The sequence below is a fragment of the Pseudomonas sp. WHRI 8519 genome, assembly GCF_040224055.2.
GTDB lineage: Bacteria > Pseudomonadota > Gammaproteobacteria > Pseudomonadales > Pseudomonadaceae > Aquipseudomonas > Aquipseudomonas putida_X.
Window position 1 is genome coordinate 4,691,603 of sequence record NZ_CP167996.1, and the last position, 22,865, is coordinate 4,714,467.

The following is a 22,865-nucleotide window of genomic DNA, read 5'->3' on the forward strand; positions in this document are numbered from 1 at the left end:
ACAATGACTGATAGCATTTTCACCGGCACCATGCCCGCCCTGATGACCCCGTGCACCGCCGCGCGCAAACCGGACTTCGACGCCTTGGTGCGCAAAGGCCGCGAGCTGATCGAGGCCGGCATGAGCGCCGTGGTGTACTGCGGTTCGATGGGCGACTGGCCACTGCTCACCGAAGCCGAGCGCCAGGAGGGTGTGGCCCGCCTGGTGGCCGCCGGCATCCCGACCATCGTCGGCACCGGCGCGGTGAACACCCGTGAAGCGGTCTCTCATGCCGCTCACGCGGCCAAGGTCGGTGCCGCCGGCCTGATGGTCATCCCCCGTGTGCTAAGCCGCGGTGCCTCGCTGATCGCCCAGAAGCACCACTTTTCGGCCATCCTCGCTGCCGCACCCAAGCTGCCAGCGGTGATCTACAACAGCCCCTACTATGGCTTTGCTACACGCGCCGACCTGTTCTTCGAGCTGCGCCGCGAATACCCGAACCTGATCGGCTTCAAAGAGTTCGGCGGTGGTGCCGACCTGCGCTACGCCGCCGAGCACATCACCTCCAAGGATGACGACGTGACCCTGATGGTGGGTGTGGACACCCAAGTGGTGCATGGCTTCGTCAACTGCAACGCCACCGGCGCCATTACCGGCATCGGTAACGCCCTGCCGCGTGAGGTGCTGCACCTGGTAAGCCTGAGCAAGCAGGCGGCCAAGGGCGATGCGCAGGCCCGTCGCCTGGCCCGCGAGCTGGAAGCGGCGCTGGCGGTGCTGTCGTCGTTCGATGAAGGCTGCGACCTGGTGCTGTATTACAAGCACCTGATGGTGCTGAACGGCGATAGCGAGTACAGCCTGCACTTCAACGAATCCGATGTGCTGACCGACGCTCAGCGCAACTATGCCGAACAGCAGTACGCGCTGTTCCGCAACTGGTATGCGAGCTGGTCGGCCGAACAGAACATCGCCTGAGCCGCCGGTGCTTTCCTTGTGGGAGCGGCCGTGCCCGCCCCCACGACGTCCTTGATACCCGAATCTGATTTCCAAGGAGGCTACATGCCCCTCACAGGCAACCTGCTGATCGGCCAAACGCCGGTAACCGGCAGCCGCGAAGCCATCCGCGCCATCGCCCCGGCCACCGGCCAGGCGCTGGAGCCGGCCTACCTGGGCGCCAGCGATGAGCACGTGGCCCAGGCCTGCGCCCAGGCCTGGGCGGCGTTCGATGCGTACCGCGAAACCACGCTCGAACAACGGGCACAGTTTCTCGAAACCATCGCCACGCAGATCGAAGCGCTGGGCGAGCCCCTGATCGACCGCGCGGTGGCCGAGAGCGGCCTGCCGAAAGCGCGCATCCAGGGCGAGCGGGGCCGCACCTGTACCCAGTTGCGCACCTTCGCCCGTGTAGTGCGGGCCGGTGAATGGCTGGATGTGCGCGTCGACAGCGCCCTACCAGAACGCCAGCCCTTGCCGCGCGCCGACCTGCGCCAGCGCCAGGTCGCCCTTGGGCCGGTAGCCGTGTTCGGTGCCAGCAATTTCCCGCTGGCCTTCTCGGTGGCCGGTGGCGACACCGCCTCGGCGTTGGCTGCCGGCTGCCCAGTGGTGGTCAAGGCCCATAGCGCCCACCCTGGTACCAGCGAACTGGTTGGCCAGGCAGTGGCGCAAGCGGTGCAGCTGTGCGATTTGCCGGCCGGCGTATTTTCGCTGTTGTATGGCTGCGGCCATGAAGTCGGCGTTACGCTGGTCAGCGACCCACGCATCAAAGCCGTTGGTTTTACCGGCTCTCGCAGCGGTGGTATCGCGCTGTGCAAGGTGGCCCAGGCACGCCCGGAACCGATCCCGGTGTACGCCGAAATGAACTCGATCAACCCGGTGTTCCTGTTCGAGGCCGCCCTGCAGGCCCGCGCCGAGGCGCTGGCACAAGGCTTCGTCGCCTCACTGACCCAAGGTGCCGGCCAGTTCTGCACCAACCCCGGCCTGGTGATCGCCCGCCAAGGGCCGGCGTTACAGCGGTTCATCGACGCGGCAAGCGAACACGTTGGCCAGGCCGCTGGGCAAACCATGCTCACACCGGGCATCTTCAGTGCTTACCAAGCCGGTATCGGTGGCATGGCGGAAAACGCCAATGCCCAGGTTGCGGCCAGTGGTCAGGCTGGACAAGGCCCTAACCAATGCCAGGCGCAGTTGTTCGTGACCGAGGCCGAAGCCTTCCTGGCCGACCCAACCTTGCAGGCCGAGGTGTTCGGCCCATCGTCACTGGTGGTGGCCTGCGCGAGCGATGAACAGGTACGTCAGGTGGCTGAGCATCTGGAGGGCCAATTGACCGCGACCTTACAACTGGACGATGCCGACATCGACCGCGCCCGCGCGCTGTTGCCAACCCTTGAACGCAAGGCCGGGCGCATTCTGGTCAATGGCTGGCCGACCGGTGTCGAGGTGTGCGATGCCATGGTCCACGGCGGGCCGTTCCCGGCCACCTCCGATGCCCGCACCACCTCGGTGGGCACGGCGGCGATCCTGCGCTTCCTGCGCCCGGTGTGCTACCAGGACTTCCCCGATGCGCTGCTGCCGCCGGCGTTGAAACACGGTAACCCGCTGCAGCTGCGGCGCCTGCTCGACGGCACCCGGGAAGGCTGAACATGGTCGACACCTCTGAAGCCGATATCGCCGTGGTCGGCGCCGGCATTGTCGGCGTCGCCTGCGCCCTGCAACTGGCCCGCCAGGGGCGCCAGGTAGTGCTGTTCGACCGCCAACCGCCCGGCCACGGAGCCTCGTACGGCAACGCCGGGCACCTGGCCACCGAGCAGGTGTTCCCCATCGCCGACCTATCGATACTCAAGCGCCTGCCACGCATGCTGCTGGACCCGATGGGCCCACTGCGGTTGGACTGGAAATACCTGCCCAAGGCCCTGCCCTGGTTCGCCCGCCTGCTGCTCAACCTGCGCCCGGAGCCCTTCCAGCGCAGCGTAGCCGGCATCCGTACGTTGAACGAAGGCAGTCTCGCCGCCTGGCAGCGTTTGCTCGGCTCCATCGGCCGCAGCGAGCTGTTCAAGGAAGACGGCTCGTTATTGGTGTTCGAGCGCGCCGATTCGCGCTCGGCTCTGGAGGCGTTGTTGGCCCGGATGCAGCAACAGGCGGTGCCGGCCGAATTCTGGTCAGCCGACACGGTGCGCGCTGCTGCGCCGGAGTTGACCCCGTCCATCCTCGGTGGCTTGTTTTTCCCCCGTACCGGGCATTTCATCGACCCTTACCGTGTGGTCATTGAGGTGTTCGAAGCCGCCAAGGCGGCTGGCGTACGCTTCGTCCAGGCGCAGATCGATGGCGGGCAACTCAATGGCAATGGCGTGCAGCTCAACAGCGTTCAGGGTACGTTCCACGCGCGCCAGGTGCTGATCAGTTGCGGCGCGCACTCAGCGCAACTGACCACGGCTCTGACCGGCATAAGCGTCCCGCTGGATACCGAGCGTGGCTATCACCTGATGCTGCCTGGCGAGCACCAGCGCTTGCCATTCGCCGTCACCTCGCTGGAGCGCAAGTTCATCATGACGCCGATGGCCGAGGGCTTGCGCCTGGCTGGCACGGTGGAGTTCGCCGGGCTTGATGCACCGCCCAGCATGCAGCGGGCGTGGCAGTTGCACCGCTTGAGCAAGGGTTTGTTCCAGCGCGAATTGAATGCCGAAGGCGCGACGCCGTGGATGGGTTTTCGGCCTTCGCTGCCGGATTCGCTGCCGGTGATCGACCGGGTGTGTGATGGGCGCGTGCTGCTAGCGTTTGGGCATCAGCACCTGGGCTTGACCCAGGCGGCGGTGACAGCGGAATGGGTGGGTGGGTTGGCTGAAGGGGAGCCTCGGGCCGAGTTGAAGCGTTACCGGCTGGATCGGTTTTGAGACGGGGCCGCTGTGCGGCCCAATCGCCGGCAAGCCGGCTCCCACAGAATGGACTGCCCCCAAGAAGTTGGACACCAATTGTGGGCCGGCAAGCCGGCCCACCGCGACCGCGCAGTTCTTCAAGTCAGCGCTTTACCTGTGTGAGCAACGGTCTTACCCATTTCTAAAAGCCGGCGCAATCCAAGTGGGAGCCGGCTTGCCGGCGATTGGGCTGCGCAGCAGCCCCTGCAGCAATCAGCGATAACGCTCAAGCCAGTGCGCGTAAGGCGCAGGCAACGTCCACGAAGCTTTGTCGACGCCCAGTTCCTTGGCCGCGAAATATGCCCAGTGCGGGTCGGCCAGGTGCGCACGCCCCACCGACACCAGGTCGAGCTGACTGGCCTTCAACGCCCCTTCCGCCAACTGCGGCGTACCGAAGCCCCACGCCGAAGTCACTGGCAAACCCGCCTCACGACGCACACGTTCAGCGATCGGCCCCATAAAGGCCGGGCCCCATGGAATGTTGGTTTCCGGGATGGTGAAGCCAACGCTGACACTGAGCAGGTCCAGACCACCAGCCTTGAACAGCCGGGCCAACTCGATGGACTCCTCCAGCGTCTGCTCGTCACGGCCGTCGTATTCCAGCACGCCAAAGCGGGCGGTCAACGGCAGGTTTTCCGGCCACACCTCGCGCACGGCTGCCAGGGTTTCCAGCAGGAAGCGGCTGCGGTTCTCGAAGTTGCCACCGTAAGCATCGGTGCGCTGGTTGGAGTGCTCGGAGAAGAAGCTCTGCCCCAGGTACCCGTGAGCGAAGTGCAGCTCGATCCATTCAAAGCCTGCATCACGCGCCCGGCGTGCCGCATCGACGAAGTCCTGCTTGACCCGGGCAATGTCGTCCAAGGTCATTTCACGTGGCACTTTCGGCAGGTTGGCGCCGAAAGCGATGGCCGACGGGGCGATGGTGGCCCAGCCTCGCGCGTCATCCGCAGCGATATGGTCGTCACCTTCCCACGGGCGGTTGGCACTGGCCTTGCGCCCCGCGTGGGCAATCTGGATGCCCGGCACCGAGCCTGCCGCCTTGATCGCCTGCACCACCGGCACGAAGGCCTGGGCATGGGCGTCGCTCCAGATACCGGCACAACCAGGGGTGATGCGCCCTTCTGGCGCCACCGCAGTGGCTTCGACCACCAGCAGGCCGGCGCCACCACGGGCCAGGCCAGCATAATGCACCTGATGCCAATCGTTGATGACACCGTCCTCGGCCATGTACTGGCACATCGGCGGAATGGCGATGCGGTTACGCAAGGTCACGTCTTTGAGGGTATAGGGTTCGAACAGTGCAGACATGGAAAACTCCGGGGTCATCTGAATACGATAGTTCGATCATAATCGAACTATGGCAATTAATGAAACCCCCGTTATCATGACGCCCATGCGAGCCTACAAACATCCCACCGCTGAAGACCTGATCCTCGAGCGCCTGCTGTATGCGCTGAGCGACCCTGTACGTATGGAAATCGTGCGCCACCTGGCCGGCGTGGCGGAAGCCAGCTGCGGCGAGCTGGACGGTGGCCGGCCGAAGTCCAGCATGTCCCATCATTTTCGTGTGCTGCGCGATGCGGGGCTGGTGCAGACACGCAATGTCGGCACCACGCATATGAACTCACTGCGCAGCGAAATGCTCGAGGCACGCTTCCCCGGTTTGCTGGAGTGCATTTTGCGTCAGCGCTGAGCCAAGGCTGACAGCGCGGCCGGAACAGGCAAAAAAAAACCACGAGGTCTCCCCCGTGGCTTTTCGTTCACAAACACTAACGCTTACAGCGCCATGTCGTTCTCTGGCTTGCTTTCAACCGGCTGGCTCGCGCCTGTGCTGGTTTCGACGCTCTGGTCGATGACCGGCGGCTTCTGCAGTTGCAGGACTTCAGCGGTGTAGTTCCACTCTTTCTGCGTGGCCGCTGCCGAATCGTTGAGCTTGGTGCCGTAGCTCGGCACGATCTCTTTGATCTTGGCTTGCCATTGCGGGGTGGCGACTTTGTCTTTGAACACGGTTTCCAGCACGTGCAGCATGATCGGCGCAGCGGTCGAGGCACCTGGCGATGCGCCCAGCAAGCCGGCGATGGTGCGGTCTTGCGAGGCCACCACTTCGGTACCCAGCTTGAGCACGCCGCCCTTGTCGGCGTCACGCTTGATGATCTGCACGCGCTGACCGGCCTGCCACAGCTTCCAGTCTTCCTTCTTGGCGTTCGGGAAGTAGGTGCGCAGCGCTTCGAAGCGGTCGTCGTCCGACAGCATCAGCTGGCCAGCGAGGTACTCGACCAGCGGGTACTGATCGATGCCGACCTTGGTCATCGGCCACACGTTGTGCATCGTGGTGCTGCTGAGCAGGTCCAGGTACGAACCGTTCTTCAGGAACTTGGTCGAGAAGGTGGCGAATGGCCCGAACAGGATCACGCGCTTGCCGTCCAGCACACGCGTGTCCAGGTGTGGTACCGACATGGGTGGCGCGCCCGTCGAGGCGATGCCATAGGCCTTGGCCATGTGCTGCATGGCGATGGTCGGGTTCTCGGTCACCAGGAACGAACCGCCGACCGGGAAGCCTGCGTATTCCTTGGCTTCAGGAATGCCCGATTTCTGCAGCAACTTCAGCGCGCCGCCGCCGGCACCGATGAACAGGAACTTGGCGTCGGTGGCCGACTCGGTTCCGTCCTTCAGGTTCTTGTACTCGACGTGCCAGGAGCCGTCCTCGTTGCGGGTGATGTCCTGGACTTCGCTGGACAGCTTCAAGGTGAAGTTGTCCTGGGTCTTCAGGTGGCCGACGAACTGGCGGGTGATCTCGCCGAAGTTGACGTCGGTGCCCAATGGCGTCCAGGTCACGGCCAGCTTCTGGTTCGGGTCGCGGCCTTCCATCATCAGCGGGACCCACTTGGCGATCTGCGCGTGGTCCTCCGAATACTCCATCGAGCGGAACAGCGGGCTCGCCTGCAGCGCGTCATAACGCTTCTTGAGGAACTTGATGTTGTCATCGCCCCACACGAAGCTCATGTGCGGAGTGGTGTTGATGAACGAATGCGGGTTCTTCAGCACGCCCTGACGGACCTGCCACGACCAGAACTGGCGGGAGATCTGGAAGGCTTCGTTGATTTCGATGGCCTTGGAGATGTTGACGTTGCCGTCTTTGTCTTCCGGGGTGTAGTTCAGCTCAGCCAGCGCGGAGTGGCCGGTGCCGGCGTTGTTCCAGCCGTTGGAGCTTTCTTCGGCGACGCCATCCAGGCGCTCGACCATTTCCATCGACCAGCTTGGCTCCAGCTCGTGCAGCCACACGGCCAGGGTGGAGCTCATGATGCCGCCGCCGACCAGCAGCACATCGACTTTTTTGGTTTCTGCGGCGTGCGCTTGCATGAAGCTCGCAGCGACAGCCAAACCCAGCAAGGTTTTGCCAGCTTTCTTGAACATTGATCAATTCCAGTCTGTAGAACGGAGGACGGGCCTGTGGCTGGCCCAGGTGCTTCGTGTTCTTGTGCGCAGGCTTTTTGTGATCATTGTTCAGCGGCTTAAAGAACCAGAAAACGACCCAGGCTTTTGTCGTATTGACCGACAGGGCTGAATCGTTTCGCTGATTGTATCTGAAATGCCAGCACAAACAAATTGCGAGCGCGTAAGCAAGGCGGCAGGTTGTCCCAGCGGCAGGTTGTCACGCCAAGCTTGCTGCGGCTGAGGCGGTTTATCGATCGGGCCGCAGCCTGGCGCTCTGTTCCCGGCCCGGCGGGCCCCGCCGCTAGCGGCACATGGCAAGGTCGTGCGATGGGGATTAGTCAGGCATAACGAAAAAGCCCCTGAAAACGCATCGTTTTCAGGGGCTTTTCTACTACATGTATGGCGGAGAGATAGGGATTTGAACCCTAGGTACTGTTGCCAGTACAACGGATTTCGAATCCGTCCCGTTCGACCACTCCGGCATCTCTCCAATGCCGCGCATCATACCAGCGAATTCTGAAAACGCAAACCTTTATTTTCAAAAAAATCGCGTGGTATCAGGCGCTTGCGTGAATGCGCCGCTTACAGCGGCACGCCCAGGCGCTTGGCAACTTCTTCGTAGGCTTCGATCACATCGCCCAGGCCCTGGCGGAAGCGGTCCTTGTCCATCTTCTTGCGGGTTTCTTTGTCCCACAGGCGGCAGCCGTCCGGGCTGAACTCGTCACCCAGGACGATCTGGCCGTGGAATACACCGAACTCCAGCTTGAAGTCGACCAGCAGCAGGCCGGCGTCATCGAACAGTTTGTTCAGTACTTCGTTGACCTTCAGCGAAAGCTTCTTCATCTCTGCCAGCTGCTCGGCAGTGCCCCAGCCGAACGCCACAACGTGGGATTCGTTGATGAACGGGTCGCCCTTCTCGTCGTTCTTCAGGAACAGTTCGAAGGTGGACGGCTCGAGCTTGATGCCCTCCTCCACGCCCAGGCGCTTGACCAGGCTGCCGGCGGCATAGTTACGCACCACGCACTCGACCGGGATCATGTCCAGCTTCTTGACCAGGCACTCGTTGTCGCCCAGCAGCTTATCGAACTGGGTCGGCACGCCGGCTTCTTCGAGCTTCTGCATGATGAAGGCATTGAACTTGTTGTTCACCATGCCTTTACGGTCCAGTTGTTCGATGCGCTTGCCGTCGAACGCCGAGGTGTCGTTACGGAACAGCAGGATCAAGCGGTCGGCGTCGTCGGTCTTGTAAACCGATTTGGCCTTGCCGCGGTAGAGTTCTTCGCGTTTTTCCATGATTGGGCTCCGCTTGCTTGAGTGGGTGGGCTAGGCGATTTCGCGCCAGTCGAGCCCGTGTTCCTGATTCGCCACCTGGAGCCAGTCCGGGTCGCACCCGAGGGTGTCGACGAAGCACTGGCGGGCCAGATGTGGCAGGTTGTTCTTGCTGCTGAGGTGGGCCAGCACCAGGTGCTGCAGGTTGCTCCACCCCAACTCGTCCACCAGGCGCGCGGCCTGGTGGTTGTTCAAATGTCCTTGCATGCCGCCGACCCGCTGCTTGAGGAAGTACGGGTAGTGCCCGCGCGCCAGCATGTCGCGGCAATGATTGGCCTCGATCAGCAGTGCATCCAGGCCCTGATAGCGCTCAAGCAACAACGCGTCGTACGACCCCAGGTCGGTGAGCATGCCAAAGCGACGGCGACCGTCACTGATGACGTACTGCAGCGGCTCATAGGCATCATGCTCGACCCGCGCCGCACTCACCTGCAGGCTGCCGATATGCATGCTGTCGCCACAAGCAAGAAAACCGGCCGCCTCCACCGGCTTGCGCATGCCGCGCAATGTGCCCTGGCTGAGGTAGACCGGTACATTGTAGCGCCGTGACAGCAACCCCACCCCATGCACATGGTCGGCATGTTCGTGGGTGACCAGCACGGCGCTCAGCTGAGACGCCTGCACCCCGAGCAGCGCCAGGCGCCGCTCGGTTTCACGCAGTGAAAACCCGCAATCGACCAGGATGAACGTGTCACCACTGGCGATCAGCGTGCCATTTCCCTGGCTGCCGCTTCCCAGTACCGCGAAGCGCACTTAACCCAGGTGGTCCTGAATGGCGCTCAGCACGCGGCGAGCGACATCGGGCGGGGCCACGGTGTTGATGTTCTTCTCGACGGTAACCTGCACGCTTTCGCCAACCTTGCTCAGGCGCACCTGGTAACGCTCGGCGCGGGCCTCAAGCTCTTCCTTGGTTGGCTCGCTGCCAAACATCCGGCTGAAGAAGCCCGGCTGGTTCTGCTTGTCGTCGGGCTTCTCGGACAGGTTGATGTAGTACAGGCCCAGGCTGCGGTTGATGTCTTCCACACGCCATTGACCGCCCTGCTCCAGGGCACGCCCCACACCGGACCAGGCGCGGTCCAGGTCGGCGCCGAGGAACAGCACCGGGTTGCCGCTACCGTCTTCACTCAGGCTGACGCGGCTCGGCGCATCGAAGTCGCGCGCAGCCAGCAAGGACACCGAACCGCCCTTCTCGGCGCTGCGGTTCATGCTGGCGAGCATTTCGTCGACCAGCAGCGCATCGGCGGCCGTGTTGCTGGACGTGGACGGGAACTCAGGCTCGGCAGTGCTGCCCGCCGGGCGCTCGATACTGACGACATACACCTCGGAGGTGTTGCGTTGTACGCCAGGCTCCATGCGCACACGCACGCGCACCTCGCTGTCGCCACTGCTGGTGGTGCTCGCCAGACGCTGGCCGAGCGATGCCGACAGTTCGTCGAAACGCTGCCAGGTGGTTGTGAATTCGCCGGTCTGCGGGCGCTCTTCGGCAATGCGGAAGCCATTGTCTTCGAAGAACTGATGCGCTACCGGCCAGACTTCGGCCGGGGAACGCTGGGCCAGCACCCAACGGCTGCTGCCGCTGCGCTGCAGGCTGAAATCGGTGACGTCGGCGCCAGCCGACAGCGGTTGCGGACGCGGCACTTCGAACTCGCCCTTGGCGGTATCGTCGGCGACGTTGCGCGGGATCGGCAGCAGCGGGTCAAGGCGCTTGACGTTGCTGACGTCCTGGGGGAGCTGCATCGGTGCAGTCGGGTGCGCCTGCAGGTAATCGCTGCCGCGGTCGCGGAAATAGCCATCCTCGCCCCACAGCCAGCCACACCCACTGGTGCTGGAAATGATCAGGGCGAGCGCGGAAAGACCAGCCAATCGCTTCATGCGGTGTACTTCCTCGATTAAACCAGTACGCCGGACTGGCGCAAGGCAGTACGGACTTTTTCGTGACAACCTTCGCTCAGCCAGGTCAGTGGCAGGCGAATGCCTTTTTGCATCAGGCCCATTTCGACGAGCGCGTATTTCACCGGAATCGGGTTGGCTTCGCAGAACAGGTCTTTGTGCAGCGGCATGAGTTTTTCGTTGATCGCGCGGGCCTTCTCGGCATCGCCCGCAAGGGCAGCCTCGCACAGGTCGGCCATTTCGCGCGGGGCGACGTTGGCAGTGACCGAAATATTGCCTTTGCCACCCAGCAGGATCAGCTCGACGGCAGTCGGGTCGTCGCCGGACATGACGATGAAGTCCTCGCTGACGCCATCGAGGATGGCCTTGGCACGGGCCAGGTCGCCCGTGGCTTCCTTGATGCCGATGATGTTGGGCACGGTCGACAGACGGATCACGGTCTCGGCCTGCATGTCGCAGGAGGTGCGGCCGGGTACGTTGTAGAGGATCTGCGGAATGTCGACGGCTTCGGCGATGTGCTTGAAGTGCAGGTACAGGCCTTCCTGGGTCGGCTTGTTGTAGTACGGCACCACCAGCAGGCAGGCGTCGGCGCCGGCATCCTTGGCGTTCTGGGTCAGGTGCATGGCTTCGGACGTGGAGTTGGCACCGGTGCCGGCGATGACCGGAATGCGGCCAGCCACCCGCTTGACCACGAATTCGATGACCTCGATGTGTTCTTCGACGCTCAGGGTGGCTGACTCGCCGGTAGTGCCGACGGCGACGATCGCGTGAGTGCCGTTTTCCAGGTGGAAGTCTACAAGTTTGCCGAGGCTGCCCCAATCAAGACGCCCTTGTGCATCCATGGGTGTGACCAATGCCACCATACTGCCCGCAATCATGTAAACGCTCCTGCCGGAAAAAGAGAGCGGTAATGGTACTGGGGGCATCGGCCTTGCACAAGCGAAGCAGGCGGGTGGAGCATTCCCCTCGGCGCCTTATTTCGCTACCCTTGACCCTTTGATCGGTGCAGCGCGGCCCGCCGGGCCGTCGACCTTGCTCCCCGGCCAGCGTCCACGTCCTCGCATGCGAGCCCCGGGCCCTGCCGACAGGAGGCTTTCGCCCGTCCTGTGCCGACCGCTCATCGCTTTAGGAATGCTGCATGTCCACCCCCACCGTCCGCGAACAATTCCTTGTCATCAGTGCCCTGGGCCCCAACCCCATGGAGCTGGCCAACGTCCTCAGCCGCGCTGCCTTCGAGAACCGCTGCGCGGTCGTCACCTCGCGCCTGAGCCGCCATGGCGAGACCAGCGCCCTGGTATTGCAGGTCGGTGGCAGCTGGGACGCCCTGGCACGCCTTGAGTCCACCCTCCCCGGCCTGGGCAAGAAACACGGCCTGACCCTCGACGTGGTGCGCAGCGCCGACCAGGAAGTGCGCCCGCAGGCCCTGCCGTATGTGGCCTATGTCAGTGCGGCCTACCGCCCGGACATCATCAACGAGCTGTGCCAGTTCTTCCTCGACCACCGTGTCGAGCTCGAAGCCATGACCTGCGACACCTACCTGGCACCGCAGACCGGCAGCAGCATGCTCAACGCCCAGTTCACCGTGATCCTGCCGGCCGGCACCCAGATCAGCTGGCTGCGCGACCAGTTCCTCGACTTTGCCGACGCCCTCAACCTGGATGCGCTGATCGAGCCTTGGCGCCCACAGAACCCCGTTTAAGGAATGCATCCATGGCAGTAGCACTCGACCAACCCGTCGCCGACTTCCAGGCCCAGGCCACCGGCGGCCAGTCCGTCAGCCTGGCCGAGCTCAAGGGCCGTCAGGTAGTCGTGTATTTCTACCCGAAGGACAGCACCCCAGGCTGCACCACCGAAGGCCAGGACTTCCGCGACCAGCACGCAGCGTTCGAGGCGGCCAACACCGTGGTGTTCGGTGTGTCGCGCGACGGCATCAAGTCGCATGAAAACTTCAAGGCCAAGCAGGGCTTCCCGTTCGAGCTGATCAGCGACAAGGACGAGGCCCTGTGCCAGCTGTTCGACGTGATCAAGCTGAAGAAGCTGTATGGCAAGGAATACATGGGCGTGGACCGCAGCACCTTCCTGATCGACAAGGATGGCGTACTGCGCCAGGAGTGGCGTGGCGTGAAAGTACCAGGCCATGTGGATGCCGTCCTGGCAGCGGCACAGGCGCTGAACCAGCGCTGAGCTGCAAGCTGCAAGCTGCAAGCTGCAAGCTGCGAGCAAAAGCGGATCGCATGGACACCGCTATCTGCTTTTACTTGCAGCTTGCAGCTCGAAGCTTGCCACTTAACCTCACAGCATGGGCGCCACGGCAGGTTCGTGCCGCGGCCAGGCATCGAGCACGGCCTTGATCAGCGTCGCCAGCGGGATGGCGAAGAAGATCCCCCAGAAGCCCCATAGCCCGCCAAACAGCAATACCGCGCAGATGATCGCCACCGGGTGCAGGCTCACTGCCTCTGAGAACAACAGCGGTACCAGCACGTTGCCATCGAGCGCCTGGATGATGGCGTACACCGTCATCAGATAGATGAACTGATCCCCCCAACCCCACTGGAACAATGCGATCAGCGTCACCGGCACGGTCACCACCACCGCCCCTACATAAGGCACCACCACCGATAGGCCTACCAGCAACGCCAGCAACGCCGCGTAGTTGAGGCCCAGGCTGATGAACGCGATGTAGGTGGCAATACCGCAGATCAGAATCTCGATGCCCTTACCGCGGATGTAGTTGGCGATCTGCCGGTTCATCTCATTGCCAACCCGGTTCAGCAAGGTCCGCTGGCGCGGCAGGTAGCCACTGACCCAACGGCCGATCTGCTCCCGGTCCTTGAGAAAGAAGAACACCAGAATCGGCACCAGCACCAGATAGATCATGGCACTGACCAGCAGCGGCAGGCTCGACAGCGAAAAAGACAGCGCCCATTGGCCGAACTTGCCGATCTCGCCACGCACCGATTCGATGGCATGCAGCACCTGCTCGTCAGACACCAGGTGCGGGTAGCGCTCAGGCAGGAGCAGAAGCAGCGACTGCCACTTGCCGAGCATGCCCGGTAACTCGTTGAACAACGTGATCAACTGATGCCACAGCAACGGCACCAGCACCAGCAGGAACACCGCCAGCGCGCTCATAAACAGAGCGAACACCACCATCACCGCCAGCCGCGTCGGCACCCTAAGGCGCTCCAGGGCATTGACCAGGCCCTGCATCAGAAAAGCCAGCACCATGCCCGCCAGCACCGGCGCAAGCATGCCGCCCAGGGTCAGGACCGCGGTAAAGGCCAGAAACAGCAGGACCGCCAGCACCACAGCCTCCTCATCGGAGAAGTAGCGCTCTATCCAGTCGCGAAGCACTTTGAACATTGACGATCCTTGGTTGGGTCAGGCCTTGCGCAGCCAGTAGGTATAGGTGCCGGCCTCGGCCACTTCATGCAGCAGCGTATGACCGGCCAGCTGGGCAAAAGTGCGGAAGTCGCGCTGGGAGCCTGCGTCGGTCGCAATGACCTTCAGCACCGCGCCACTGGCCAGTCGGTTGAGCTCCATCTTCGCCTTGAGCAGAGGCAGGGGGCAGTTCAGCCCGCTGGCGTCGAGTTCGGCGTCGCAGGTCAGGGTGCTGGTCATCAGGGGGTCTCCAAACGTGGAACAGACGTCTTTGGTAACAGGCTGGCTAGCATACCGCCACTGGTCGCCAACGTGTGAGCCGGCTACAGTAGGGGCTTTGACCCGACGCGAGCTTCGTGCATGAATCTACTGCGCCCTACCCTGTTGACGCTGGCCTGCCTGATGGCCGTTCCCGGCCATGCTAGCGACCTGCCTTCACTGGGCGACGCCAGTTCCGCGATCGTCTCGCCGCAGCAGGAGCACCAGCTCGGGCGTGCCTGGCTCAGCCTGCTGCGTGGCCAGGTCAACCAGCTGAACGACCCCCAGCTCAAGGACTACGTCGAAACCACCGTGTACCGCCTGGCCGAAACCAGCCAGCTGCAGGACCGGCGCCTGGAATTCATCCTCATCGACAGCCGCGAGCTGAACGCCTTCGCCGCCCCGGGTGGTATCGTCGGGGTCAACGGCGGCCTGTTCCTCAACGCCCAGACCGAGGGCGAATACGCCTCGGTACTGGCTCACGAACTGGCGCACTTGTCGCAGCGCCACTTCGCCCGTGGCGTGGAGGCCCAACAACGCATGCAGCTGCCGATGATGGCGGCGCTGCTGGCCGGTATCGTCCTGGCGGCTGGGGGCGCCGGTGATGCCGGCATCGGCATGATTGCCGGCACTCAGGCAGCGGCGATCCAGGAGCAGCGGCGCTTTTCGCGGCAGAACGAGCAGGAAGCCGACCGGGTCGGTATCCAGAACCTGGAAAAGGCCGGTTACGACCCGCGCAACATGCCAACCATGTTCGAGCGCCTGGCGCGCCAGTACCGCTACGACGCCAAACCACCGGAATTCCTCCTGACTCACCCGGTCACCGAATCGCGTATCGCCGACACCCGCAACCGTGCCGAACAGGCCCCCAAGGGCGGCGTCGAGGACAGCCAGCGTTATCAGCTGATCCGCGCCCGCGTGGCCCTCATCTATGAAGGCACACCGGGCCTGGCCGCCAAACGCTTCCGCGCGCAGCTGGATGAAGATCCGAAGCTGGACGCTGCCCGCTATGGCCTGGCCCTGGCGCAGATCAAAGGCGGCCAGCTCAACGAAGCGCGTGAGAACCTGAAGCCACTGCTGGCCAAGGCGCCCAATGACATCACCTATAACCTGGCGCAGATCGACCTGGACATCACCAACAACCGCCTGGCCGATGCGCAGCAGCGGGCGGAGCGCATGCAAGGCCTGTATCCGGGCAACTACCCGCTCAAGCAGGTGCGTGCCGACCTGCTGATCAAGCAGAACAAGCCCGCCGAGGCCGAAAAGGTGCTGAACGACCTGCTCAAGAGCCGCCCGGATGACCCGGATGTCTGGTACGAAATGGCCGAAGTGCGTGGCTTGGCGGGCAATACCATCGGCTTGCACCGGGCGCGGGCAGAGTACTTTACCCTGGTGGGGGACTTTGACCAGGCGATCCAGCAGCTGGATTACGCCAAGCGTCGTGCCGGCAGCAACTTCCCACTGGCATCACAGATCGACCAGCGTCAGCGCGAGATCATGGAGCAGCGGCGCATGGTGCAGGAGATGATGGGGCGGTAAGGGGCTGCTTTCGCAGCCCAATCGCCGGCAAGCCGGCTCCCACAGGGATCGGGCCAGCTTTTAGAAGTTGAGCAAGACAGTGGCTCCCCCAAGGGTCGGATTGGCGTCCAACTTCTTGGGGGCAGTCCATAGCAAGGGCGCCGGCGATTGAACCTCAGGCGTTACCCGACAGCTTCAGCCGAGCCGCCTGGGTAAAGTCAAGCATGCGGTTCAAGGGTTTGATCGCCTTTGGCACCAGCGCCGGGTCGACGAAGATTTCATTAGTCCCCTTGCGCAAGCACTCCAGCACCCGCTCCAGGGTATTCATGGCCATCCACGGGCAGTGCGCGCAGCTGCGGCAGGCCGCGCCGTTACCGGCGGTGGGGGCTTCGACGAATTCCTTGTCCGGGCACAGCTGCTGCATCTTGTAGAAGATGCCGCGGTCGGTGGCGACGATGAAGGTTTTGTTGGGCAGTGTCTGCGCCGCCTTGATCAGCTGGCTGGTGGAACCTACCGCATCGGCCAGCTCGATCACCGCCTCTGGCGACTCCGGGTGCACCAGGATCGCCGCATCGGGGTACAGCGCTTTCATGTCTGCCAGCTGGCGCGACTTGAACTCTTCGTGGACGATGCAGGCACCGTCCCACAGCAGCATGTCGGCACCGGTCTGCTTCTGGATGTAACGGCCCAGGTGCTGGTCCGGGCCCCAGATGATGGTCTCGCCGTTGTCCATCAGGCTTTCGACGATTTCCAGCGCGCAGCTCGAGGTCACGACCCAGTCGGCCCGCGCTTTGACGGCAGCAGAGGTGTTGGCATACACCACCACGGTGCGCTCGGGATGCTGGTCGCAGAAGGCCGAGAACTCTTCGACAGGGCAACCCAGGTCGAGCGAGCAAGTGGCTTCCAGGGTCGGCATCAGCACGCGCTTTTCCGGGGTGAGGATCTTCGCGGTCTCGCCCATGAAACGCACACCGGCGACGACCACCGTCTGGGCAGGGTGGTTCTTGCCGAAACGGGCCATTTCCAGCGAGTCGGACACGCAACCGCCGGTCTCTTCGGCGAGCGCCTGGATAACCGGGTCACAGTAGTAATGGGCAACCAGCACGGCATTTTGCGCCTTGAGCTCGGCAGCAATGGCCGCACGGTATTCGGCCTCCTGCTCGGCTGTCAGCGGGTTGGGCTGCTTGGCGTCGAGGTGGGCCTGAACCAACAGGCGTTCGGATATCTGGGTCATGATCGCTGGACCTGCAGGCGCGCATGCGCGTCAAATCGAGTGTATCACCCGGCCCTGACAGATCGGCTAAGGGCGCCGGACGGCAGGCAAGCCGCCACGGCCCTCTGCGGGCGCGGATTATTATCGGACGCCGAAGGCTACAGACAATCTGGGGATTTCTAAAGCGGTTTTTGTGTGGCCTGCACGGGCCTCATCGCCGGCAAGCCGGCTCCCACCGACTAGTGCACGCCCCGGGCATGCGCACACCAGTGGGGCCCGCTGAACGACTACAGGCTCAAGGCCCGTGCGCACCAGTGGGAGCCGGCTTGCCGGCGATGAGGCCGGTACAGGCTCAATCGATCAGCCCTGCGGCTGCATCGCCGCAAAGTGCGCCGCGAGGATCATGGCGAATTCTTCAACGGTCATCTTCTTGCCATTGAAGTCGACCATGCCATCGACGTAATGCAGGCTAGCCACCACGTCATTACCCTGCACGGTGGCCATGCCGCTCTGCAGCGCCATCAGGCCGACCATCTCACCCGCCTGGCTGGATTGCATGGCGATCGCTTGGGCATCGGTCTGCCCTTCCAGCAACGCCTGCAAGGTCGCCAGGTCACCTATCATCGGTTTGGACAGCGACAGCTTGCTCTTCACCTGAGTGATCAACTGCTTGCTCAACTGGTCAGGCGGCAGGTCGAAAGAGGTGGGGCTGGCGAAATCCATCGCCAGGTTGAACCGGCTCTCACCGTTGGCCGTCTTGAACGAGAGATTCTCCACCGCCACCTGCGGCTTGGATGCCAACAGCTGCTTCAAGTCGCCCTGAAAAGCCGCCTTCTCCTGTTCACCCATCTGGATCTGCGGGATAGGCTGCCCTGCAGCGGCAGCCTGCTCGAACTCCGGCAGATGAGCCTGATACCACTGCGACAGCGACTGGAAGGCCGGAGCGTTGAGCGACTTGATGCTGACCGCCATCTGCCCGCTGCCGACTGCGCGGCCATCCCAATTGATGTCCGCGACCTTGTAATCCACACGACCACCGACGGTGTCGGGGCCATCGAGGTTCTGCACGGCGTGCTGCTCCAGGCCTTTGAGCAGCAGGACCTGCTGCTTGGGCCCCAGCGTCACCTTGGCTTCGGCCAGCAACACATCGACGTTACCGACATAGATCGCATCATGCTGGGTGGCGGCCAGTTCACCGCCGATTTTCAGCCCCTTGAGCTCGAACGTGGCCGGTGGGTGATCCTCCCCAACCATCTTCATTTCGAAACGATCGGCAGCGCCATGGAATTTCGACGCTTTACCTTCACTGTCGCCACTGACCTGCAACTGCATGCCTGAAAAATCGAGGCTAGTGCCGTTGTCTTCGGCCAGCTTGACCGGCGCCAGGAGGATGCTGCCATCGACACTGCCGTCAAAGCCCAGGCTGGTTCGCGAGCTGACCGGGGCCTTGTCGCCGGCGGCGGCGAACCAAGGCGCGGTGAAGTCGTCTTTGTCCAGCGAACTGTTGCTGGCTGCCAGCACTGGTATCAGTTTGAAGGCCTTGACCCGCGACCAAGGGAAAGGGCCGTGCTCGATATGATCGGTGACACCCACCTCGAAACTGACCGGTTCACCGTCAGACAGGCGAATATCGCGGACCTTGAGGCGGTAGTGCGCGGTACTGGTGAAAAGGTGCTGCTCAAGCGAGGCCACTTCGATGGTCATGCTGCCGCCAACCCCGACAAGGGCCTTCTTCAGCTGAGCATTACTCTGGTTGACGGTGCGCTCCAGCTGCGCAGGCAGCTGCTTGCCGGTGTACCAGGCGCCGGCTGTGGTGACGACGGCAATGGCGATGGCCAGGCCGGAAAGGATGCCTACTGATTTCTTCATGAATAGAACCGATTGATGTCCATATGGGCGTGTTCACAGCCAGGAGCTGCGCGGGAGCAGAATAGTATCACTCCTACTCCTGGCCCGAGGGTCCCACGCGGACGCAATGGGCAATCGCGACCTGCCTGACGCACGCTTGGGAATCTTCCTATTCGTTAAATTTTACGAACATCCGCATCGATCATAACCGCAAAAAAGCGCGCAAAAACCGAACATTTAGGCCAATAAATCGATAATTATTTCAATCTAGCAACATCTTGTCATGTTTAACTTGACACCAACCTACCCATCGTTTTTTATTTTCACCACCTTGCCCAGCGCCACTCCACGAAGAAGAACAGACGCGCCGTCATGATGCCTCACCGCCCCTGCCCGCACGCTCCACCTTCCTAGACCAGGCACTGCCAGCTCGACCCCGGCGCATCGCCTGCGTCTACCTCTGCTCCAACAATAAAGGTGAACAACATGGAGCCCACCCGCTCGCCATTGCCGCATGCGCACTACAACTCGCCCGCCGTTCACGCCCAGCCGAAGGAGCCATGCCAGTATGCAGCCTGACCACAGCGCCACCGGCAACGGCCAACTCCGTAAAACCTTGCGCCTCTGGCACGTGATCATCATCGGTCTGGCTTACCTGACGCCGATGACCGTGTTCGACACTTTCGGCATCGTCTCAGGGATTACCGCAGGGCATGTGCCCAGTGCCTACATCCTGGCGCTGGCCGGCATCCTGTTCACCGCCGTGAGCTATGGCACCCTGGTGCGCCGCTTCCCGCAATCGGGGTCGGCCTACACCTACACACAGCGCGCCATCAACCCGCATGTGGGCTTCCTGGTCGGCTGGTCGTCGCTGCTCGACTACCTGCTGCTGCCGATGGTCAATGCCTTGCTGGCCAAGCTGTACCTGTCGGCCATGTTCCCCGAAGTGCCGGAGTGGATCTGGGTAGCGGGCTTCGTCACCCTGATCAGCCTGATCAACATGCGCAGCGTCAACCTGGTGGCACACTTCAACCTGCTGTTCGTGGCCGTGCAGGTCGCGATCATCGCCGTATTCATCTACCTGTGCGTGCGTGGCCTGGACCAGGGTGAAGGCCTGGGGACCGCGTGGAGCCTGCTGCCGTTCGCCGACAGCCAGACCCAGTTCAGCGCCCTGGCGGCCGGTGCGACCATCCTGTGCTTCTCGTTCCTGGGCTTCGACGCCGTGACATGCCTGTCCGAGGAAACCCGCGACCCGGCCAAGACCATCCCACGGGCGATCTTCCTGACTGCACTGATCGGTGGCCTGGTGTTCATCACCGTGTCGTACTTCATCCAGGCCTACTTCCCGACCATGGCACGCTTCCATGACCAAGAAGCGGCGCTGCCAGAAATCGCCCTCTACGTGGGTGGCAAGCTGTTCCAGTCGATCTTCATCGCCTGCACGGTGATCAACACCATCGCCTCGGGCCTGGCTTCGCAGACCAGCGTCTCGCGCCTGTTGTACGTGATGGGGCGTGACAAGGTGATCCCGGCCGGCATCTTCGCTCGCCTGCACCCGCGCTACAAAACACCGGTGCTGAACATAGCCGTGGTCGGCCTGATATCGCTGTCGGCGATCTTCTTCGACCTGGTTACCGCCACCTCGATCATCAACTTCGGGGCGCTGGTGGCGTTCAGCTTCGTCAACCTATCGGTGATCAACCACTGCTATCTGCGTGAAGGCAATCGCCGGGGGCTGGCGAACAAGCTCAGGTACCTGGTACTGCCGACCATCGGTTTCTGCATCATCGTGTCGCTGTGGCTGGACCTCAACGAACACTCGTTGATGTTCGGCGGGGTATGGGCGCTTCTTGGCCTGGTGTATCTGGCCTGGCTGACCAAGGCCTTCACTGCCGCCCCGCCGAACTACGTTGCCGAATGACACTTGCCATCTCCACCGCCCGCGCCTGAACGCGGGCGTTGTCCTTGCTCGAAAAGGAACGTTCTCATGCCGCTGCGTCGCCTTTCCATCCAGTGGAAGATCACCTTGCTTGCCGGCCTGTGCCTGCTGGCCATCGTCGCACTGCTGGTGGCCACCTCGCTGACCCAGGCGCAGCGCAGTGCAGCCCTGGTCAGCCAAGCCAACAGTGAAATGCTCGACCACAGCGCACGCCTGCGCCTGCAGGCCCAAGGCGAGACCCAGACCCTGCGCATTCAGCGCTACTTCATGGACGCCTACCAGTACGCCAACGGCTTTGCCCGCCTGGTGCAGGTGCTCAAAGCCCACGGCGCTAGCGACCTGCGCGCCGAATTGACCCGCCAGGCGCGCACCGCGCTGGCTGGCAACCCGGACGTGATCGGGCTTTATGTGGTGTTCCAGCCCAACGGGCTGGACCACCAGGACAGCCAGTTCGTCGCCCAAGACGCGGTGGGCAGCAACGACAGCGGGCGATTTTCGCTGTACTGGTCGCAACCGAGCCCCGGCACCCTTGAGCAGGAGGCGATGCCTGAAGCGATGCTGGCCGACAGCACGATCGGCGCCAACGGCGTAGCACAGAACCGCTGGCTGACCTGCCCGCAGGATACGGCCAAAGCCTGTGTCGTCGAGCCCTACCTCGATGAGGTCAATGGCCGCCAGGTATTGATGACGAGTATCGCCCTGCCCCTGCTGGAAGGCGGCAAGGTAGTGGGCGTGGTGGGCCTGGACATCGGCCTGGACAACCTGCAGCAGCTGAGCCTGGCGGGCCGCCAAGAGTTGTTCGATGGCCAGGGCCAGGTGAGCATCGTCAGCGATACCGGCTTGCTGGCTGGCCACAGCCGCGACGCCGGCAAGCTGGGCAAACCGCTGGACAACGACGTGGCGCAGGGAGTACTTCGCGTCGGTCGCCCGTTCGCGCCAATCCCAGGCGCTGCCCCCTGGCAGGTGCTGCTGGAACTGCCCGAAGCCGTGTTGCAAGCCCCCGCCGTCGCTCTCAACCACAGGCTGAGCGAACACAACCAAAGCGCCAATCTGACCAGCCTGTTGATCGGCCTGGGTGCCGCGATCGTCGGCTTGCTGCTGGTCTGGCTGACCGCACGCGGTGTGACCCGGCCGATTCTGGCCGTAGCGGCACGCCTGGAGGATATCGCCAGCGGTGAGGGCGACCTGACTCGGCGCCTGGACTACGCGCGCCAGGACGAACTGGGCCTGTTGAGCGGCTGGTTCAACCGTTTCCTCGACAAACTGCAACCTGTGATTGCCCAAGTCAAAGGCTCGCTGCTCGAAGCCCGCGGCACCGCCGACCAGTCTGCTGCCATCGCCAGCCAGACCAGCAGTGGCATGCAGCAGCAGCAACGCGAGATCGAGCAAGTGGCAACCGCCGCCAACGAGATGAGCGCAACGGCCCAGGATGTCGCCCACAATGCAGCGCAAGCAGCCCAGGCCGCACGTGGCGCCGACCAGGCAAGCCGCGAAGGCTTGGAACTGATCGCCAGCACCCGCCAGACGATTGACAACCTGGCATGCGGGATGGATGCCGCCATGGGCGAGGCACGCGCACTGGAGCAGCGCAGCGAGCAGATCGGTTCGGTACTGGAGGTGATCCGCGCCATTGCCGAGCAGACCAACCTATTGGCCCTCAACGCCGCCATCGAAGCGGCCCGCGCTGGCGAGGCCGGGCGGGGTTTTGCCGTGGTGGCCGACGAGGTGCGTAGCCTGGCGCAGCGCACCCAGGTGTCGGTGGAAGAAATCCGCCAGGTCATCGAGGGCCTGCAGCAAGGCACTCAGGATGTGGTCGGCGCCATGCACGATGGCCAGAAACAGGCGCAGGCCAGCGCCTTGCAAATGGAACAGGCACTGCCGACGCTGCAGCGCATAGGTGAAGCCGTGGCGGTGATCAGCGACATGAACCTGCAGATCGCTTCAGCCGCCGAAGAACAAAGCGCGGTGGCCGAGGAAGTGAACCGTAACGTGGCCGGCATCCGCGACGTGACTGAATCGCTCTCGGGCCAGGCGGACGAATCGGCGCGCATCAGCCAAGCGCTGAACCGCCTGGCCAATCAGCAGCAGGCGTTGATGGAGCAGTTTCGCGTCTAGTCTGTACGGGCTCCATCACCGGCTCGCCAGCAATGGGGCCCGCCCAGGCAACCCACCT

General features: G+C 63.1%; 18 protein-coding genes, 1 tRNA gene and 2 pseudogenes. 10 read left to right on the forward strand and 11 right to left on the reverse strand.

What is annotated here, in order from left to right; genetic code table 11:
• Positions 1–3: 3 nt before the first annotated feature.
• The 3 genes from ABRP30_RS21380 to ABRP30_RS21390 all read left to right on the forward strand — a co-directional run bounded on the left by ABRP30_RS21380 (position 4) and on the right by ABRP30_RS21390 (position 3,863).
• Positions 4–951, forward strand: a complete 948-nt coding sequence (locus ABRP30_RS21380; protein ID WP_349974699.1) for a dihydrodipicolinate synthase family protein — start codon at positions 4–6, stop codon at positions 949–951.
• Positions 952–1,035: 84 nt separating this feature from the next.
• On the forward strand, positions 1,036–2,613 hold the full coding sequence (locus ABRP30_RS21385; protein WP_349974700.1) for an aldehyde dehydrogenase (NADP(+)): 1,578 nt from the start codon (positions 1,036–1,038) through the stop codon (positions 2,611–2,613).
• Between the two features lie 2 nt (positions 2,614–2,615).
• Positions 2,616–3,863, forward strand: a complete 1,248-nt coding sequence (locus ABRP30_RS21390) for an FAD-dependent oxidoreductase (protein WP_349974701.1) — start codon at positions 2,616–2,618, stop codon at positions 3,861–3,863.
• A 234-nt stretch (positions 3,864–4,097) separates the two neighbouring features.
• On the opposite strand, the gene xenA is transcribed toward ABRP30_RS21390, so the two are convergent.
• Positions 4,098–5,189 carry a xenobiotic reductase XenA gene (gene xenA / locus ABRP30_RS21395; protein ID WP_349974702.1) on the reverse strand — a complete coding sequence of 364 codons (1,092 nt, stop codon included), beginning with the start codon at positions 5,187–5,189 and terminating at the stop codon, positions 4,098–4,100.
• 49 nt (positions 5,190–5,238) lie between these two features.
• On the opposite strand from xenA, the gene ABRP30_RS21400 reads away from it, so the two are divergent.
• Entirely contained in the window at positions 5,239–5,574 is a 336-nt protein-coding gene (locus tag ABRP30_RS21400; protein WP_267818067.1) for a helix-turn-helix transcriptional regulator, read from the forward strand.
• 83 nt (positions 5,575–5,657) lie between these two features.
• Here ABRP30_RS21400 and mqo read toward each other — a convergent pair whose 3' ends face one another.
• From mqo to dapA, 6 genes are all read right to left on the reverse strand, one after another.
• Complete coding sequence (mqo, locus tag ABRP30_RS21405) at positions 5,658–7,295, reverse strand: malate dehydrogenase (quinone) (protein ID WP_267818069.1); 1,638 nt, start codon at positions 7,293–7,295, stop codon at positions 5,658–5,660.
• A 421-nt stretch (positions 7,296–7,716) separates the two neighbouring features.
• A tRNA-Ser gene (locus tag ABRP30_RS21410) sits at positions 7,717–7,806 on the reverse strand.
• 92 nt (positions 7,807–7,898) lie between these two features.
• The gene (gene purC / locus ABRP30_RS21415) at positions 7,899–8,609 is read right to left on the reverse strand and encodes a phosphoribosylaminoimidazolesuccinocarboxamide synthase (RefSeq protein ID WP_012315794.1); all 711 of its coding nucleotides are present in this window, start codon (positions 8,607–8,609) and stop codon (positions 7,899–7,901) included.
• A gap of 30 nt (positions 8,610–8,639) precedes the next feature.
• Positions 8,640–9,398: an MBL fold metallo-hydrolase gene (locus ABRP30_RS21420; protein WP_349974703.1), complete on the reverse strand. Its 759-nt coding sequence runs from the start codon at positions 9,396–9,398 to the stop codon at positions 8,640–8,642.
• Positions 9,399–10,517 carry an outer membrane protein assembly factor BamC gene (bamC, locus tag ABRP30_RS21425; RefSeq protein ID WP_267818073.1) on the reverse strand — a complete coding sequence of 373 codons (1,119 nt, stop codon included), beginning with the start codon at positions 10,515–10,517 and terminating at the stop codon, positions 9,399–9,401.
• Between the two features lie 17 nt (positions 10,518–10,534).
• Positions 10,535–11,413, reverse strand: a complete 879-nt coding sequence (gene dapA / locus ABRP30_RS21430) for a 4-hydroxy-tetrahydrodipicolinate synthase (protein ID WP_349974704.1) — start codon at positions 11,411–11,413, stop codon at positions 10,535–10,537.
• A gap of 260 nt (positions 11,414–11,673) precedes the next feature.
• Between dapA and ABRP30_RS21435 the strand changes: the two genes are divergently transcribed.
• Complete coding sequence (locus ABRP30_RS21435; RefSeq protein ID WP_008097509.1) at positions 11,674–12,234, forward strand: glycine cleavage system protein R; 561 nt, start codon at positions 11,674–11,676, stop codon at positions 12,232–12,234.
• Positions 12,235–12,245: 11 nt separating this feature from the next.
• On the forward strand, positions 12,246–12,719 hold the full coding sequence (locus ABRP30_RS21440; RefSeq protein WP_349974705.1) for a peroxiredoxin: 474 nt from the start codon (positions 12,246–12,248) through the stop codon (positions 12,717–12,719).
• A gap of 108 nt (positions 12,720–12,827) precedes the next feature.
• Here ABRP30_RS21440 and ABRP30_RS21445 read toward each other — a convergent pair whose 3' ends face one another.
• Both ABRP30_RS21445 and ABRP30_RS21450 read right to left on the reverse strand, forming a co-directional pair.
• Positions 12,828–13,898 carry an AI-2E family transporter gene (locus tag ABRP30_RS21445; protein ID WP_241805988.1) on the reverse strand — a complete coding sequence of 357 codons (1,071 nt, stop codon included), beginning with the start codon at positions 13,896–13,898 and terminating at the stop codon, positions 12,828–12,830.
• 18 nt (positions 13,899–13,916) lie between these two features.
• Entirely contained in the window at positions 13,917–14,156 is a 240-nt protein-coding gene (locus ABRP30_RS21450; RefSeq protein ID WP_241805987.1) for a sulfurtransferase TusA family protein, read from the reverse strand.
• 120 nt (positions 14,157–14,276) lie between these two features.
• Here ABRP30_RS21450 and ABRP30_RS21455 point away from each other — a divergent pair, with 120 nt between their 5' ends.
• Complete coding sequence (locus tag ABRP30_RS21455) at positions 14,277–15,713, forward strand: M48 family metalloprotease (protein ID WP_349974706.1); 1,437 nt, start codon at positions 14,277–14,279, stop codon at positions 15,711–15,713.
• Positions 15,714–15,867: 154 nt separating this feature from the next.
• Here ABRP30_RS21455 and nadA read toward each other — a convergent pair whose 3' ends face one another.
• A complete protein-coding gene (nadA, locus tag ABRP30_RS21460; RefSeq protein ID WP_267818079.1) occupies positions 15,868–16,926 on the reverse strand; it encodes a quinolinate synthase NadA in 1,059 nt (352 codons plus the stop codon).
• A 339-nt stretch (positions 16,927–17,265) separates the two neighbouring features.
• Entirely contained in the window at positions 17,266–18,774 is a 1,509-nt protein-coding gene (locus ABRP30_RS21465; protein ID WP_349974707.1) for a YdgA family protein, read from the reverse strand.
• Between the two features lie 547 nt (positions 18,775–19,321).
• Here ABRP30_RS21465 and ABRP30_RS21470 point away from each other — a divergent pair.
• From ABRP30_RS21470 to ABRP30_RS21480, 3 genes and pseudogenes are all read left to right on the forward strand, one after another.
• Positions 19,322–20,674 (forward strand): APC family permease, encoded by a 1,353-nt coding sequence (locus tag ABRP30_RS21470; protein ID WP_241805983.1) that lies wholly within the window; start codon positions 19,322–19,324, stop codon positions 20,672–20,674.
• Positions 20,675–20,959: 285 nt separating this feature from the next.
• Positions 20,960–21,901: pseudogene (locus tag ABRP30_RS21475) on the forward strand (chemotaxis protein); the annotation flags it as partial.
• 396 nt (positions 21,902–22,297) lie between these two features.
• A pseudogene (locus ABRP30_RS21480) lies at positions 22,298–22,807 on the forward strand (methyl-accepting chemotaxis protein); the annotation flags it as partial.
• Positions 22,808–22,865 lie beyond the last annotated feature (58 nt).

Excerpts from the sequence above, each read along its gene's own strand:
- ABRP30_RS21440 (WP_349974705.1), top strand. The coding sequence starts at position 12,246 with ATGGCAGTAGCACTCGACCAACCCGTCGCCGACTTCCAGGCCCAGGCC.
- nadA (WP_267818079.1), bottom strand. The coding sequence starts at position 16,926 with ATGACCCAGATATCCGAACGCCTGTTGGTTCAGGCCCACCTCGACGCC.
- ABRP30_RS21445 (WP_241805988.1), bottom strand. The coding sequence starts at position 13,898 with ATGTTCAAAGTGCTTCGCGACTGGATAGAGCGCTACTTCTCCGATGAG.
- bamC (WP_267818073.1), bottom strand. The coding sequence starts at position 10,517 with ATGAAGCGATTGGCTGGTCTTTCCGCGCTCGCCCTGATCATTTCCAGC.
- ABRP30_RS21450 (WP_241805987.1), bottom strand. The coding sequence starts at position 14,156 with ATGACCAGCACCCTGACCTGCGACGCCGAACTCGACGCCAGCGGGCTG.
- ABRP30_RS21390 (WP_349974701.1), top strand. The coding sequence starts at position 2,616 with ATGGTCGACACCTCTGAAGCCGATATCGCCGTGGTCGGCGCCGGCATT.
- ABRP30_RS21400 (WP_267818067.1), top strand. The coding sequence starts at position 5,239 with ATGGCAATTAATGAAACCCCCGTTATCATGACGCCCATGCGAGCCTAC.
- ABRP30_RS21465 (WP_349974707.1), bottom strand. The coding sequence starts at position 18,774 with ATGAAGAAATCAGTAGGCATCCTTTCCGGCCTGGCCATCGCCATTGCC.
- xenA (WP_349974702.1), bottom strand. The coding sequence starts at position 5,189 with ATGTCTGCACTGTTCGAACCCTATACCCTCAAAGACGTGACCTTGCGT.
- dapA (WP_349974704.1), bottom strand. The coding sequence starts at position 11,413 with ATGATTGCGGGCAGTATGGTGGCATTGGTCACACCCATGGATGCACAA.
- ABRP30_RS21385 (WP_349974700.1), top strand. The coding sequence starts at position 1,036 with ATGCCCCTCACAGGCAACCTGCTGATCGGCCAAACGCCGGTAACCGGC.
- mqo (WP_267818069.1), bottom strand. The coding sequence starts at position 7,295 with ATGTTCAAGAAAGCTGGCAAAACCTTGCTGGGTTTGGCTGTCGCTGCG.
- purC (WP_012315794.1), bottom strand. The coding sequence starts at position 8,609 with ATGGAAAAACGCGAAGAACTCTACCGCGGCAAGGCCAAATCGGTTTAC.
- ABRP30_RS21455 (WP_349974706.1), top strand. The coding sequence starts at position 14,277 with ATGAATCTACTGCGCCCTACCCTGTTGACGCTGGCCTGCCTGATGGCC.
- ABRP30_RS21380 (WP_349974699.1), top strand. The coding sequence starts at position 4 with ATGACTGATAGCATTTTCACCGGCACCATGCCCGCCCTGATGACCCCG.
- ABRP30_RS21435 (WP_008097509.1), top strand. The coding sequence starts at position 11,674 with ATGTCCACCCCCACCGTCCGCGAACAATTCCTTGTCATCAGTGCCCTG.
- ABRP30_RS21470 (WP_241805983.1), top strand. The coding sequence starts at position 19,322 with ATGCAGCCTGACCACAGCGCCACCGGCAACGGCCAACTCCGTAAAACC.